Origin of the sequence: Paenirhizobium selenitireducens ATCC BAA-1503, assembly GCF_900492185.1 — a bacterium.
Taxonomy (GTDB): Bacteria; Pseudomonadota; Alphaproteobacteria; order Rhizobiales; family Rhizobiaceae; genus Allorhizobium; species Allorhizobium selenitireducens_A.
On record NZ_UEYP01000002.1, the window covers coordinates 419,491 to 434,584 of the forward strand.

The 15,094-nt window shown below is 64.4% G+C and carries 11 protein-coding genes; 10 read left to right on the forward strand and 1 reads right to left on the reverse strand.

Translation table 11 applies throughout. The features are described 5' to 3' along the window. Positions 1 to 122 precede the first annotated feature (122 nt). The 8 genes from ytfR (at position 123) to RHIZ70P_RS05810 (ending at position 9,080) form a co-directional block, all read left to right on the forward strand. Positions 123 to 1,646: a galactofuranose ABC transporter, ATP-binding protein YtfR gene (gene ytfR / locus RHIZ70P_RS05775; protein ID WP_115669424.1), complete on the forward strand. Its 1,524-nt coding sequence runs from the start codon at positions 123 to 125 to the stop codon at positions 1,644 to 1,646. Further along, complete coding sequence (locus tag RHIZ70P_RS05780; RefSeq protein ID WP_115669425.1) at positions 1,643 to 2,650, forward strand: ABC transporter permease; 1,008 nt, start codon at positions 1,643 to 1,645, stop codon at positions 2,648 to 2,650. The genes ytfR and RHIZ70P_RS05780 overlap by 4 nt, the downstream gene beginning before the upstream one ends. Before the next feature lie 4 nt (positions 2,651 to 2,654). Continuing rightward, positions 2,655 to 3,623 carry a galactofuranose ABC transporter, permease protein YjfF gene (yjfF, locus tag RHIZ70P_RS05785; protein ID WP_115669426.1) on the forward strand — a complete coding sequence of 323 codons (969 nt, stop codon included), beginning with the start codon at positions 2,655 to 2,657 and terminating at the stop codon, positions 3,621 to 3,623. 21 nt (positions 3,624 to 3,644) lie between these two features. Next, entirely contained in the window at positions 3,645 to 4,388 is a 744-nt protein-coding gene (locus RHIZ70P_RS05790) for a FadR/GntR family transcriptional regulator (RefSeq protein WP_115669427.1), read from the forward strand. A gap of 188 nt (positions 4,389 to 4,576) precedes the next feature. Further along, the gene (gene glmU, locus RHIZ70P_RS05795) at positions 4,577 to 5,938 is read left to right on the forward strand and encodes a bifunctional UDP-N-acetylglucosamine diphosphorylase/glucosamine-1-phosphate N-acetyltransferase GlmU (RefSeq protein WP_115669428.1); all 1,362 of its coding nucleotides are present in this window, start codon (positions 4,577 to 4,579) and stop codon (positions 5,936 to 5,938) included. A gap of 109 nt (positions 5,939 to 6,047) precedes the next feature. Next, positions 6,048 to 7,874, forward strand: a complete 1,827-nt coding sequence (glmS, locus tag RHIZ70P_RS05800; RefSeq protein WP_115669429.1) for a glutamine--fructose-6-phosphate transaminase (isomerizing) — start codon at positions 6,048 to 6,050, stop codon at positions 7,872 to 7,874. Then, positions 7,871 to 8,374, forward strand: coding sequence for a GNAT family N-acetyltransferase (locus RHIZ70P_RS05805; protein ID WP_115669430.1), 504 nt, complete (start codon positions 7,871 to 7,873; stop codon positions 8,372 to 8,374). Before glmS ends, RHIZ70P_RS05805 begins: the two co-directional genes overlap by 4 nt. A 7-nt stretch (positions 8,375 to 8,381) precedes the next feature. Next, a complete protein-coding gene (locus RHIZ70P_RS05810; protein WP_115669431.1) occupies positions 8,382 to 9,080 on the forward strand; it encodes a DUF502 domain-containing protein in 699 nt (232 codons plus the stop codon). On the opposite strand, the gene recG is transcribed toward RHIZ70P_RS05810, so the two are convergent. Further along, complete coding sequence (recG, locus tag RHIZ70P_RS05815) at positions 9,058 to 11,163, reverse strand: ATP-dependent DNA helicase RecG (RefSeq protein WP_115669432.1); 2,106 nt, start codon at positions 11,161 to 11,163, stop codon at positions 9,058 to 9,060. The two genes, RHIZ70P_RS05810 and recG, sit on opposite strands and share 23 nt — an antisense overlap. Positions 11,164 to 11,260: 97 nt before the next feature. Here recG and RHIZ70P_RS05820 point away from each other — a divergent pair, with 97 nt between their 5' ends. After that, entirely contained in the window at positions 11,261 to 11,578 is a 318-nt protein-coding gene (locus RHIZ70P_RS05820) for a succinate dehydrogenase assembly factor 2 (protein WP_115669433.1), read from the forward strand. Then, positions 11,575 to 15,081, forward strand: coding sequence for a transcription-repair coupling factor (mfd, locus tag RHIZ70P_RS05825; protein ID WP_115669434.1), 3,507 nt, complete (start codon positions 11,575 to 11,577; stop codon positions 15,079 to 15,081). Before RHIZ70P_RS05820 ends, mfd begins: the two co-directional genes overlap by 4 nt. The last annotated feature ends 13 nt before the right edge of the window (positions 15,082 to 15,094 follow it).

Genomic DNA, 15,094 nt, shown 5'->3' on the forward strand with positions numbered 1-15,094 from the left:
GCTGCTTTGATGTCCCGGCCACGCTCCCTTCGCATGTGAACGGAACGCGGTCGGGTCCGACACTCCCACCGGCAGGCGCCCGGCGCCTCCGGCGGGACCGTTGCGATGATCTGGGGCCGCAAATGACCGAGCATTCCAATTCCATTCTGACGGCAACCGGGATCTGCAAGTATTTCCCTGGGGCAACCGCACTCGACAATGTCGATTTTGACTTGCGGCGGGGGGAGATCCTAGCGCTCTTGGGCGAGAACGGCGCGGGTAAGTCGACGCTGGTAAAATGCCTGACGGGCGCCTACCGCCGCGACGCCGGTGCAATCACGCTCGACGGACGGGAGATCGACCCGAGAGACACGCGCGCTGCGCAGTCGCTCGGCATCGGCACGGTCTACCAGGAGGTCAACCTGCTCGGGAACCTCACTGTGGCGGAGAACCTCTATCTCGGCCGCCAGCCGCGCAGGTTCGGGCTGGTCGATAGCCGGCGCATGAATGCGGACGCCCGCGAACTGCTGCTCGGCTATGGGATCGACATCGACGTCAGGCAGGAACTTTCCGTCTACTCCGTCGCGATCCAGCAGGTGGTGGCGATCGCGCGTGCGGTCGATCTCTCCGGCAAGGTGCTGATCCTCGACGAGCCGACCGCCAGTCTCGACGCGCAGGAAGTGGCCATGCTCTTCCGCATCATGCGCGAACTGAAGGCGAAGGGCCTCGGCATCGTCTTCATCACCCATTTTCTCGGACAGGTCTACGAGGTCGCCGATCGTGTGACAGTCCTGCGCAATGGCTGTCTCATCGGCACACGCGACATCGCATCGCTGGACCGCAAGGCGCTGATCTCGATGATGCTGGGCCGGGAACTCGAGGCGGTGGAGAATACCCATGGCGGTGCAGCGCGCTCCGAGGGCGAAATCCGCTTCCGATTCGACGGATATGGCCGGCGAGGGCGCATCCATCCGTTCGACCTCGAGGTCAGGGCCGGCGAAGTGGTCGGGATGGCCGGGCTGCTCGGTTCGGGGCGAACGGAGACTGCCGAGACGCTATTCGGCATTCATCCGTCCGACAGTGGCTCGGCCCAGATCGACGGAAGGCCGGCCAAGATCGGCAGCCCGCGCGAGGCGATCCGTCACGGTTTCGGATTCTGCCCGGAAGACCGCAAGATCGACGGGATCGTCGGCGATCTGTCGATTCGCGAGAATATCGCCTTGACCCTCCAGGCACGCCGCGGCTGGTTGCGCCCGATATCGGCACGGGAACAGGTCGAGCTTGCGGACCGCTACATCGCGGCGCTCGACATTCGCACGACGGATCGGGAGAAACCGATCCGCCTGCTCTCCGGTGGCAATCAGCAGAAGGTCATCCTGGCCCGCTGGCTCGCCACCGATCCGCAATTCCTGATCCTCGACGAGCCGACCCGTGGCATCGATGTCGGGGCGCACGCGGAAATCATCAAGCTGATCGAGGCGCTTTGTGCAGAGGGGCTGTCGCTTCTGGTCATCTCCTCGGAACTTGAGGAGTTGCTCGCCTACAGCGCTCGGGTCGTGGTGCTGCGTGACCGGCGTCACGTCGCGGAACTGAGCGGCGAGGCGATGACGACTGCCCACATCGTCGAGGCGATCGCCAGTCAAGCCAGTGAAGGAAATCCCGCATGATCGCCCATCTGAAACCGCTCGCCGTCAGGCTTGCCCCCCAGCTGGTTGCACTTGCCGTCATCCTTGCCCTCAATGTCATCGCCTTTCCCGGTTTCTTCCACATCGAGATCCAGAACGGTCGGTTCTATGGCAGCCTGATCGATGTCTTGAACCGCGGCGCGCCGGTCGCCTTGCTCGCCGTCGGCATGACGCTGGTGATCGCGACCAAGGGGATCGATTTGTCCGTCGGCGCCGTGATTGCCATCACCGGAGCGGCCGGCGCTGCGGCCGTTGCAGCTGGCTATTCGCTGGGGGCAACGCTCGGCCTCGTCCTGCTCGTCGGGCTTGCCTGCGGACTGTGGAATGGCGTTCTCGTCGCGATCCTCGGCATCCAGCCGATCATCGCGACGCTGGTGCTGATGGTCGCCGGGCGCGGTATCGCCCAGTTGATCACCGAGGGCACGATCCTGACCTTCACCCATCCGGGCTTCATCTTCATCGGCAGCGGGTCGCTGTTCCTCATGCCGATGCCGGCGCTGATCTTCATCGCCTTTGCAATCATGATCGCCTTGCTTGTACGCGGTACGGCGCTCGGCCTTCTGGTCGAAACGGTCGGCATCAACCGGCGTGCCGCAACCCTCTCCGGCGTCGGCACACCGGTACTGCTGCTCGTCGTCTATCTGATCTGCAGCCTGTCGGCCGCCATTGCCGGCCTGATTGTCGCTGCCGACATCAAGGGTGCCGATGCCAACAATGCCGGCCTTTGGCTCGAGCTGGATGCTATCCTGGCGGTGGTGGTCGGTGGCAATTCGCTGCTCGGTGGTCGTTTCAGTATTGCCGGCTCGCTGCTCGGGGCGCTGATCATCCAGTCGATCAACACCGGCATCCTGCTCTCCGGTTTCCCGCCCGAGTTCAACCTCATCATCAAGGCTGCCATCATCGTGATCATCCTCGTCATCCAGTCACCTGCCGTGCAATCGCTCGCCGCCTATGTGAGACGGACGCCGGCCGGCGCGGGGGAGTGACGCGATGGCCTTCAACATCCGCTATCTTCCGGTTCTTGCGACTGTCGTGATCTTCATCGTCGCCTATGCCGTCTGCACCATCCAGTTTCCCGCCATGCTGTCGATGCGGGTGATCAGCAACCTGTTGACCGACAATGCCTTCCTGGGCATCGCTGCGGTTGGCATGACCTTCGTCATCCTGTCCGGCGGCATCGATCTCTCCGTCGGCGCGGTGATCGCCTTTGCCGGAGTGTTCCTGGCCGTTCTGCTGCAGACGACCGGCGTTCACCCGCTGGTCGCATTCGGCCTGCTCTTGATCGTCACCACGCTCTTCGGCGCCCTGATGGGGGCCGTCATCCACTATCTGGAAATGCCGTCCTTCATCGTCACCCTGGCGGGCATGTTCCTTGCGCGCGGCATGGCTTTCGTCCTGTCGATCGACAGCATCCCGATCGATCACGAATTCTATGCGACTATGCGCAAGACATTCTACAAACTGCCCGGCGGCGGGCGGCTGACCCTGATCGGTGGGATCATGATCGCGGTTTTCCTGATCGGCATCCTGATCGCCCACCGCACCCGCTTCGGCGCCAATGTCTATGCACTGGGGGGCGGGGCGCAGACCGCGCGGCTGATGGGTGTTCCGATCGGACGCACCACCATCCTCACCTATGCGCTGTCCGGCCTTCTGGCCGGTCTCGCCGGCATCGTCTTCTCGCTCTACACTTCGGCTGGCTACCCGCTTGCAGCCGTCGGCGTCGAACTCGACGCGATCGCGGCCGTGGTGATTGGCGGTACCCTGTTGACCGGTGGATCGGGCTTCATTGCCGGAACATTCATCGGAATTCTCATCCAGGGATTGATCCAGACCTACATAACCTTCGACGGGACCCTTTCCAGTTGGTGGACGAAAATCCTCATCGGCCTACTGTTGTTTGCCTTCATCCTGTTGCAGAAGGGCATTCTCGCCCTGTCACGCAGGGGCAGTGGATGAGGCTTTGAAAGGGAACACATCTTGTACAACGGACTGCTCGGACCCGTGGCGATTACCGGCTCAAGAACCAGCCATGGCCAGGTTGTCGACGAGATCGGCATGGCGATCATCTGCGGCGAGTTTCCGGTCGGAAGCATCTTGCCGGGCGATGTCGAGCTTGCCCAGCGTTTCCAGGTGTCCCGCACCGTGTTGCGCGAAGCGATGAAGACGCTGGCCGCCAAGGGGCTGGTGGTCGCCAAGGCGCGCATTGGTACCCGTGTCACCGACCGGCAGTTCTGGAACATGTTCGACGGCGACGTTTTGACCTGGCATTTCGAATGCGGCGTCAGCGAAGATTTCCTCTTGAGCCTCTATGAGATCCGCCTGGCATTTGAACCTGCCGCCGCAGCACTGGCAGCGGAGAAGGCGTCGGCCCAGGACACAGCCACTCTTCGCCAGCTGGCCGAGGACCTCGGCAATCCGGACCATACGGTGGAGACACTGGCGATGGCCGACCTGCGCTTCCACATGGCGCTCGCCAACGCATCGGGCAATCCCTTCATGCGAACCCTCGGCAGCCTGATCAAGGCCGCGCTGGTCGGCGCCTTCAAGCTGTCATCGACGCCGGTCGACCTGCGCCGGTCGACGGACGTCAAGACCACCCATCTGGCCATCGTCGAAGCGATCGAGAACCGCGATCCTGCAGCAGCGCGCGCGGCGATGGAGAAAGTCATCCTCGTCGGCCGCGACCGGGCGCGGGCTAGTTTCGCCTCGCAGCACGGCTGACCAGCAGTCCCACTCCCGCTGAGCGAAGCAAGGGGGCTCGACCTCGGGCGTCACCGGAGAAGTCCGGCCTGTCTGTTAAGCCTCCCTCAACCGCGCGCTGCCTTTTGCTGTTGGGCGTCTCGACGCTTGCTGATATGAGACGGTCGTCCGCCCATTGCCAAGCCACGATTCCTTTTCTCGGAGTTTCCATGAGCCGCAGCTGTCTCGCCGTCATCCTCGCCGCAGGCGAAAGCACCCGCATGAAGTCGTCCATGTCGAAGGTGCTGCACCCCGTGGCGGGACTGCCGATGATCGCCCATGTGATGAAGACCATCGCTTCCTCCGGGATCAGCGACGTTGCCCTCGTCGTCGGGCGGGACATGGACAAGGTCGCCAGGGCCGGCAGCGTCGGGGGCGTCAATGTCACGCCTTTTCTCCAGGCGGAGCGCCTCGGAACCGGCCATGCGGTTCTCGCCGCACGCGAGGCGATCGCTCGCGGCTATGACGACATTCTCGTCGCCTACGGCGACGTGCCGTTGATCACTGCGGAGCCGCTCATGGCTGCACGCGCGGCTTTGGCACAGGGACACGACGTTGCGGTGATCGGTTTCCACACCGCCAATCCGACCGGATACGGCCGCCTTCTGGTCAAGGACGGAGAACTGGTGGCAATCCGCGAAGAACGGGACGCAAACGAAGCCGAACGGGCGGTGACATGGTGCAATAGCGGGCTGATGGCGATCAACGGCCGCAAGGCCTTGGATCTTCTCACCCGCATCGGCAATGCCAATGCCAAGGGCGAGTATTATCTGACCGACATCGTGGAGATCGCCCGCGCCCTCGGCGGGCGCACGGTGGCCGTCGATGCGCCGGAGGAACAACTGACCGGCTGCAACAACCGCGCGGAACTCGCCGTGCTCGAACGGCTCTGGCAGGAGCGGCGCCGGCACGAACTGATGGTGTCCGGCGTGTCGATGATCTCCCCGGAGACCGTCTTCCTCAGCCACGACACCGAAATCGGCCAGGACGCGTTGATCGAACCCAACGTCGTCTTCGGTCCGGGCGTCACGGTCGAGGGCGGCGCGATCATCCATGCCTTCTCCCATCTCGAAGGGGCGCATGTGGCGGCCGGCGCCACCGTCGGGCCGTTCGCCCGGCTGCGTCCCGGCGCCAATCTCGCGACCGGTTCCAAGGTCGGCAATTTCTGCGAGGTGAAGAAGGCCGAGATCGGCGAAGGAGCCAAGGTCAATCACCTGACCTATATCGGCGACGCCTTCATCGGCGCGCATGCCAATATCGGCGCCGGCACGATCACCTGCAATTATGACGGAGTCAACAAGCATGTGACGCGGATCGGGGAGGGGGCCTTCATCGGTTCCAACAGCGCGCTGGTGGCCCCCGTTTCGGTCGGCGACGGGGCTATCATCGCCTCCGGCAGCGTCATTACCGAGGATGTGCCGTCCGACGCGCTGGCGCTCGGCCGCGCCCGGCAGGAAATCAAGCCGGAACGGGCCAAGGCGATCCGCGCCCGCAACCAGGCGATCAAGGCCTCCCGCAGCGCGAAGTCCTGATTGCTGCGATTGCGTAACGCGACGATACCGAATGTGACCGGTGCGTGCATTGCGAAAATAACGAAATCCATTAGGACTGGCGGCAGGATGAAGCCAGACGGAGAACTTTATGTGCGGCATTGTCGGTATTGTGGGTAACCAACAGGTGGCGGGTCGACTGGTCGACGCGTTGAGGCGGCTCGAATATCGCGGCTATGATTCCGCCGGCGTGGCGACCATCGACAACGGCGTGATGGATCGCCGCCGCGCCGAGGGCAAGCTGTTCAACCTGGAAAAGAAGCTCGACGCCGAGCCGCTTTCCGGCACGATCGGCATCGCCCATACCCGATGGGCCACCCATGGCGTTCCGAACGAGACGAATGCCCATCCGCATTTCGTCGACGGCGTTGCCGTCGTGCACAACGGCATCATCGAGAACTTTTCCGAGCTGCGCGACGAACTGACGGCCGAAGGGGCGGTGTTCACCACCCAGACCGACACCGAGATCGTCGCCCAGCTGATCGCCAAGTACCGCCGCAAGGGCCTCGACAACCGGGCCGCCATGCTCGCCATGCTGAACCACGTCAAGGGCGCCTATGCGCTGGTGGTGATGTTCGCCGACGATCCGGACACGATCATGGCCGCCCGTTTCGGGCCTCCCCTTGCCGTCGGTTTCGGCAAGGGCGAGATGTTCCTCGGCTCAGACGCCATCGCGCTGGCGCCGTTTACCAACGAGATCGCCTACCTGGTTGACGGGGACTGCGCCATCATCCATCGCAATGGCGCGGAAATCATCGATTTCTCCGGCAATCCGGTTGAACGGGCCCACCAGATTTCCCAGGCGACGGCGTTTGTCGTCGACAAGGGCAATCACCGGCATTTCATGGAAAAGGAAATCTACGAGCAGCCGGAGGTGATCTCCCATGCGCTGTCGCACTATATCGATTTCCACAATCATTCGACAAAGGCGATCGATGCGGCGATCGACTTCAAGAGCCTGCGTGGACTGGCGATTTCCGCCTGCGGCACCGCCTATCTGGCTGGCCTGGTCGGCAAGTACTGGTTCGAGCGCTATGCCCGCCTGCCGGTCGAGATCGATGTCGCTTCCGAATTCCGCTACCGCGAGATGCCGCTCTCCAAGGACCAGGCGGCGCTGTTCATCTCGCAATCGGGCGAGACGGCAGACACGCTTGCCTCGCTGCGTTACTGCCACGATGAGGGCCTGAAGATCGGGGCGATCGTCAACGTCAAGGAATCGACCATCGCCCGCGAGGCGGACGCCGTCTTCCCGATCCTTGCCGGCCCGGAGATCGGCGTTGCCTCGACCAAGGCGTTTACCTGCCAGCTGGCCGTTCTCGCCTCGCTGGCAATTGCCGCCGGCAAGGCGCGCGGGACGATTTCGGCCGACGAGGAGAAGCAGCTGGTGAAGAGCCTGGCGGAAATGCCGCGCATCATGAGCCAGGTGCTGAACGCCATCCAGCCGCAGATGGAAGCTCTGGCGCGCGATCTCTCGAAGTTCAAGGACGTGCTCTATCTCGGCCGCGGCACCAGTTATCCGCTGGCCATGGAAGGCGCGCTGAAGCTCAAGGAAATCTCCTATATCCACGCCGAGGGCTATGCCGCCGGCGAGCTGAAGCACGGCCCGATTGCGCTGATCGACGAGAACATGCCGGTGATCGTCATTGCTCCGCATGACCGCTTCTTCGACAAGACCGTGTCGAACATGCAGGAAGTGGCGGCGCGCGGCGGCCGGATCATCTTCATTACCGACGAGAAGGGCGCCGCCGCCTCGAAGCTCGAAACCATGGCAACGATCGTCCTGCCGAACGTGGCGGAGATCATCGCGCCGATGCTCTTCTCGCTGCCGATCCAGCTGCTGGCCTATCACACCGCGGTGTTCATGGGCACGGACGTCGATCAGCCGCGCAATCTGGCAAAGTCGGTGACCGTCGAATGAGGATCAGGCCGGAAGCGCCGGGGGAGGAGGCCGCCATCGGCGCACTCACCGCGGCTGCCTTTGCCGGCCATCCCCACAGCGACGGATCGGAGCCGCAGATCATCGAGCGGCTACGGTGCCTCGGCAAGCTGACGCTTTCGCTGGTCGCTGAGGACGACGGCAAGATCGTCGGCCATGTCGCCTTCTCGCCGGTGACGCTGTCGGGCGGCGAAGGCGGCTGGTACGGTGTGGGGCCGATCTCGGTGGCACCCGGCCGACAGAGGAGCGGGATCGGCTCGGCGCTGATGCGGGAGGGCCTGGCGAGACTCGAGGCGCAAGGGGCGTCTGGCTTCGCTCTGGTCGGTGAACCGGCCTACTATAACCGTTTCGGTTTCATCGCCCGGCCGGAGCTCACGACGACGGGTGTACCGCCCGAATATTTCCTCGTTCTGCCCTTGCACGGCGAGGTCCCCTCCGGCATGGTGGCCTTCCATCCGGCTTTCTTCGGCGACGCAGCATAAGGTCGACATGACGAACGGCAGTCTCGAGCGCATTTCGCTGGCGACACGGATCCGGAACAATTTTCTGACCGGACTGATCATCTGTGCGCCCATCGCCATCACCATCTGGCTGACCTGGTCCTTCATCGACTGGGCCGACAGTTGGGTGAAGCCCTATATTCCGAGCCGCTACAATCCGGAAAGCTATCTGCAATTCGCCATTCCGGGCTTCGGCCTGCTGATCGCGGTGACGACGATCACGCTGATCGGTTTTCTCGGAAAAAACCTGATCGGCCGATCGATCGTCGCCTATAGCGAGTCCATCCTGCATCGCATGCCGCTGGTGCGGACGGTCTACAAGAGCACCAAGCAGATCTTCGAGACGGTGCTGAAGGAACAGTCGGGGTCGTTCAAGAGAGTGGGGCTGATCGAATTCCCATCACCCGGCACCTGGGCACTGGTCTTCGTATCGAGCGATGCCAGGGGCGAGATCGCCGCGAAGCTCAACGAGGACGGGGAGGAGATGGTGGCGGTGTTCCTCGCGCCCACGCCGGTTCCAACCGCCGGTTTCCTGATGTTCGTGCCGCGCAGCAAGTTGAAGCTGCTCGACATGTCGCCGGAAGAAGGCGTTAAGCTTCTCATTTCAGCCGGCCTCGTTACCCCGGAATACAAGGCGGCCGCCACCGAAGAGGCGGCAACCATCATCAACCCGCCCGAAGGAACCTGATCGCCTCGTCACGACGATGCAGGTAGAGCAGCGTCCTGACGGCTTCCCCGCGCGGGCTCATCAGATCTGGATCACGCTCGAGCAGGTAGGAAGCATCCTTCCGGGCGATCTCGAGCAGATCGGCATGGGCCTCCAGGCTGGCGATGCGGAAGCCTGGCGTGCCGGATTGGCGGGTGCCGAGCAACTCGCCTTCGCCGCGCAGCTTCAGGTCCTCCTCGGCGATCAGGAAACCGTCCTCGCTGTCGCGCAGGATCGACAGGCGCGCCTTGCCGGTCTCGCCGAGCGGTCCCTTATAAAGCAGGATACAGCTCGACGCCTCGTCGCCACGCCCGACCCGGCCACGCAGCTGGTGCAGCTGGGCAAGGCCGAAGCGCTCGGCATGCTCGATCACCATGATGGTCGCATCGGGAACATCGACGCCAACCTCGACCACGGTCGTCGCCACCAGCAAGCGCGTCTCGCCGCTCTTGAAGGCGAGCATGGCCGCATCCTTCTCCGGCCCGCTCATACGGCCGTGGACCAGGCCGATCGGCGCGCCGATCGCCTTTTCGAGAACGGCAAAGCGCTCCTCGGCCGACATCAGCTCGGATACGTCGGATTCCTCGACCAGCGGGCAGATCCAGTAGGCCTTCTTGCCGTCGGCCACGGCGGCGCGCAGCCGCTCGACGATCTCGCCGGTGCGCTCGCTCGGCACGGTCACCGTCTGGATCGGCTTTCGCCCGGCCGGTTTTTCGGTGAGCTTGGAGACGTCCATGTCGCCGAAGGCGGCAAGCACCAGCGTGCGCGGGATCGGCGTCGCCGTCATCACCAGCATGTGCGGCGAGATTCCCTTGGCGGTCAACCGGAGACGCTGGTGCACGCCAAAACGGTGCTGCTCGTCGACCACGGCCAGCGTCAGGTTCCTGTAGTTCACCGTGTCCTGGAACAGCGCATGGGTGCCGATGATGATCTGCGCCTCGCCGGACGCGATCCGCTCGGTGATCGCCTCGCGCTCCTTGCCCTTGGTGCGGCCCGTCAGCACTTCGACTTTGAGGCCGGCGCTCGCGGCAAATTTCGAGATCGTCGCATGGTGCTGGCGCGCCAGGATCTCGGTCGGCGCCATCAGCACGGCCTGGCCCCCGCTCTCGACCGCAGCCGCCATGGCGAGCAGGGCGACCAGCGTCTTGCCGGCGCCGACATCGCCCTGCAGCAGCCGCAGCATGCGGGTGTCGGAGGACATGTCCTTCAAGATGTCGGCGATCGCCTGCGTCTGGCTTCCGGTCGGCGAGAAGGGCAGGGCAGCAAGAATCTTGCCCGAGATCTCGCCGGTTGCCTTGACCGGTGTGCCGGGCACCTTGCGCAGCTTCTGCCGTACCAGGGCTAGAGACACCTGACCGGCGAGGAATTCGTCATAGGCTAGCCGACGCCTGGCCGGCGCCTGCGGATCGATGTCCTTTTCGTCGCGCGGATGATGCAGGTCCATGAAACTCTGGCGGATGCGCGGAAAACCCTGCCGGGTGACGAGCGCCGGATCGGCCCATTCGGGCAATTCCGGCACGCGCTCCACCGCATGCTCGATCTGCTTACGCAGCACCTTGGGCGAAAGCCCGGCTGTCAGCGGATAGACCGGCTCGACCAGCGGCATGTTCTCCGCCTCGCTCGCCTTTACCATCATATCCGGATGGACCATGGAAGGCCGGCCGTTGAACCAGTCGACCTTGCCCGACACGATGATCGTCTCGTCGACGGGAAGGGCCTTTTCCAGCCAGTTGCCCTTGACGCGGAAAAAGGTGAGCGCCAGCTCGCCGGTCTCGTCGTGCAGGAAGACGCGGTAGGGCAGGCTGGACTTGCCGGGCGGCGGGGGCTGGTGACGGTCGACCCGTCCGGTGATCGTCACGATCGCGCCCTGCGGGGCCAATGCGATGCCCGGCTGGTTGCGCCGGTCGATCAGGCGGAACGGCGCGAGGAACAGAAGGTCGACGACGCGCGCGTCCTCGGCATCCTCGCGGCCGAGCAGGCTCGCCAGCAATTGCGCAAGCTTCGGCCCGACGCCGGACAGCGAAGCGACGGAGGCAAACAGGGGATCGAGAAGGGTTGGCCGCATGATGGCTGGAAAATGCGCCGAGAATTACCGGCTTGGCAAGGCTGACAAGCGCATGGGACGGCGCTATAGAGGCGCATCAACAGGAAGGTGTTTGCATATGACCGGTTTGATCCTCAGCAGTGCAGAACTCGATCCGCGCCGCCGGCGCATTCTGTTCCGCTGCTGGCACCGCGGCATCCGCGAAATGGACCTGATCCTCGGCCAGTTCGCCGAAGCCGAAATCGCCGACATGGACGATGCCACGCTCGACGAGCTGGAGCGCATCATGAGCGAAGAGGACCAGGACCTGGTGAAGTACATAACCGGCGCTTCGCCCGTGCCCGCGCATCTGAAGACCCCGCTGTTCGAGCGCATCGCCGCCTGTCGCCCCGATTTCTCGCCGGTCACGCTGGAAGGGCTCGGACGCTCGGAATGATCTCTATTCTCGATACCAGGACGATTGCGGCGGCGAAGTCCGCGCTCACCGTTTCACACGTGCCGGACGGCATGGACGCCTTCGTGCTGGCGGAACTCGCCCGCCTCGGCCAGCCGGTCGCCTATATCCTGTCGGACGGCCAGCGTATGGCCGATATCGAGCAGAACCTGTCCTTTGCGGCGCCCGAAATTCCGGTGCTGACGCTGCCGGCCTGGGACTGCCTGCCCTACGACCGCGTATCGCCTTCGGCTGATACGTCGGCGCGTCGCCTGGCGGCGCTGTCCGGCCTGGTCGCCCATGGCAAGAAGCCGCATGCGGCGATCGTGCTGGTCACCGTCAATGCCATGCTGCAGAGGGTGGCGCCGGCCGAGGTGATCGACAGCCTCGGATTTTCCGCGCGCCCCGGCAACCAGATCAGGATGGACGACATCGCCGCCCGGCTGGAGCGCAATGGCTTCGACCGCGTGGCGACGGTGCGCGAGGTCGGCGAATTCGCCGTGCGCGGCGGCATCCTCGACGTCTTCGTGCCGGGCTCGGAAGAACCGGTCCGCCTCGACTTCTTCGGCGACACGCTGGAGAGCATCCGCACCTTCGATCCGGCCAGCCAGCGCACCATCGGCCAGGCCCGCTCGCTCGACCTCCATCCGATGAGCGAAGTGACGCTCACGCCGGATTCGATCAGCCGCTTCCGCAAGAACTATCTCTCGCTGTTCGGCGCCGCCACCCGCGACGACGCGCTCTATGCGGCCGTGTCCGAAGGCCGGCGCTATGCCGGCATGGAGCACTGGCTACCGCTGTTCCATGACCATCTCGACACGGTGTTCGACTATCTCCCGGGCTTCCGTATCGTCACCGACCATACCGTGCGTGAGGCGGCCGAGGAGCGCGCCAAGCTGATCCGCGACTATTACGAGGCGCGGCTGAACACCGGCACACCCGGTAAGGGCCATCTGTCGCAGGGCACGCCCTACAAGCCGGTCCCGCCCGAGCGGCTCTATCTCGGCGCCGGGGAATTCGGCCGGATGCTCGACGCCCATGATCCGCTGCGGCTCACCCCGTTTGCCGAGCATGACGGCGAGGCGCGCAAGGTGATCGAGATCGCCGCGCGTCCCGGACCGCGCTGGGCCAAGACGGCGGTCGAGACGGGCGAGGGCAATACCCGCACCAACGTCTTCGACCAGGCGGTGAAATACATCGCCGAGAAGCGCGCGGCTGGCTCCAAGGTGCTGATCGCCGGCTGGTCCGAGGGTTCGCTCGACCGGCTTTTGCAGGTGCTCGACGAACATGGCCTTGCCAATCTGAAGCCGGTCACTGCGCTCAAGGAACTCGACGGACTGAAGAAGGGCGAGGCGGCGACCGCCGTGCTCAGCCTGGAGGGCGGATTCGAGGCTGGCGACCTCGTCATCGTCGGCGAGCAGGACATTCTCGGCGACCGCATGGTGCGCCGCTCCAAGCGCCGCAAGCGTGCCGCCGACTTCATCTCGGAAGTGGCCGGCCTCGACGAGGGCTCGATCGTCGTCCATGCCGAACACGGTATCGGCCGTTTCGTCGGGCTGCGCACCATCGAGGCGGCGGGCGCGCCGCATGCCTGCCTCGAACTGCGCTATGCCGACGACGCCAAGCTGTTCTTGCCGGTCGAAAACATCGATCTCCTGTCGCGCTACGGTTCCGAGGGTTCGGACGCGCAGCTCGACAGGCTGGGCGGCGGCGCATGGCAGATGCGCAAGGCCAAGCTCAAGAAGCGGCTGCTCGACATGGCGGGCGGACTGATCCGGGTCGCCGCCGAGCGCATGATGCGCATGGCGCCGGTGCTGACCACCCAGGAAGGGCTCTACGACGAGTTTGCCGCCCGCTTCCCCTATGACGAGACCGAGGACCAGCTGAACGCCATCGAGGCGGTGCGCGGCGATCTCGGCGCCGGCCGGCCCATGGACCGGCTCATCTGCGGCGACGTCGGCTTCGGCAAGACGGAAGTGGCGCTGCGCGCCGCCTTCATCGCGGCGATGAACGGCATCCAGGTCGCCGTCGTCGTGCCGACCACGCTTCTCGCACGCCAGCACTTCAAGACCTTCACCGAGCGCTTCCGCGGGCTTCCGATCCGCATCCAGCAGGCATCGCGCCTGGTCGGCACCAAGGAACTGAACCTCGTCAAGAAGGAAGTGGCGGAAGGCAAGACCGACATCGTCGTCGGCACGCACGCGCTTTTGGGATCGGGTGTCAGCTTCGCCAATCTCGGCCTGCTGATCATCGACGAGGAGCAGCATTTCGGCGTCAAGCACAAGGAGCGCCTGAAGGAGCTGAAGTCCGACGTGCATGTGCTGACGCTTTCGGCGACGCCGATCCCGCGCACGCTGCAGCTCGCAATGACCGGGGTTCGCGAACTGTCGCTGATCACCACGCCGCCGGTCGACCGCATGGCGGTCAGAACCTTCATCTCGCCCTTCGACCCGCTGGTGATCCGCGAAACGCTGATGCGCGAGCACTATCGCGGCGGCCAGAGTTTCTACGTCTGCCCGCGTCTGGCCGACCTTGCCGACATCCAGGCGTTTCTCGCCTCCGACGTGCCGGAACTGAAAGTCGCCGTCGCCCACGGCCAGATGGCGGCGGGCGAACTCGAAGACATCATGAATGCCTTCTACGACGGCCGCTATGACGTGCTGCTGTCGACCACCATCGTCGAATCCGGCCTCGATGTGCCGACCGCCAATACGCTGATCGTGCACCGCGCCGACATGTTCGGTCTCGCCCAGCTCTACCAGCTGCGCGGCCGCGTCGGCCGTTCCAAGGTCCGCGCCTTCGCGCTTCTGACCCTGCCGGTCAACAAGGTGCTGACGACGACGGCGGAACGCCGCCTGAAAGTGTTGCAGTCGCTCGACACGCTCGGCGCCGGCTTCCAGCTCGCGAGCCACGACCTCGACATTCGCGGCGCCGGCAATCTCTTGGGCGAGGAACAGTCGGGCCACATCAAGGAGGTCGGCTTCGAGCTCTACCAGCACATGCTGGAGGAGGCGGTTGCCGAGGTGAAGGGCGACGACGAAGTCACCGACAGCGGCTGGTCGCCGCAGATTTCGGTCGGAACCTCGGTGATGATCCCCGACGACTATGTTCCCGACCTTCATCTTCGCCTCGGCCTTTACCGCAGGCTTGGCGAGATTACGGAGCTGAACGAGATCGACGGCTTCGGCGCCGAGATGATCGACCGTTTCGGACCGCTGCCCATCGAAGTCCAGCATCTGCTGAAGGTCGTCTACATCAAGGCGCTGTGCCGCAAGGCCAATGTCGAAAAGCTCGAAGCCGGGCCGAAGGGCGTCGTCGTGCAGTTCCGCAACAAGCAGTTCCCCAATCCGGCGGCGCTGGTCGGCTATATCGCCAAGCAGGGCTCGATGGCCAAGATCCGCCCCGACCAGAGCGTGTTCCTGACGCGCGACCTGCCGACGCCGGAAAAGCGGCTGCAGGGAGCGGCGGTTGTGATGACGCAACTGGCGGAACTGGCAAAGAGCTGACAGGCGAGGGGGC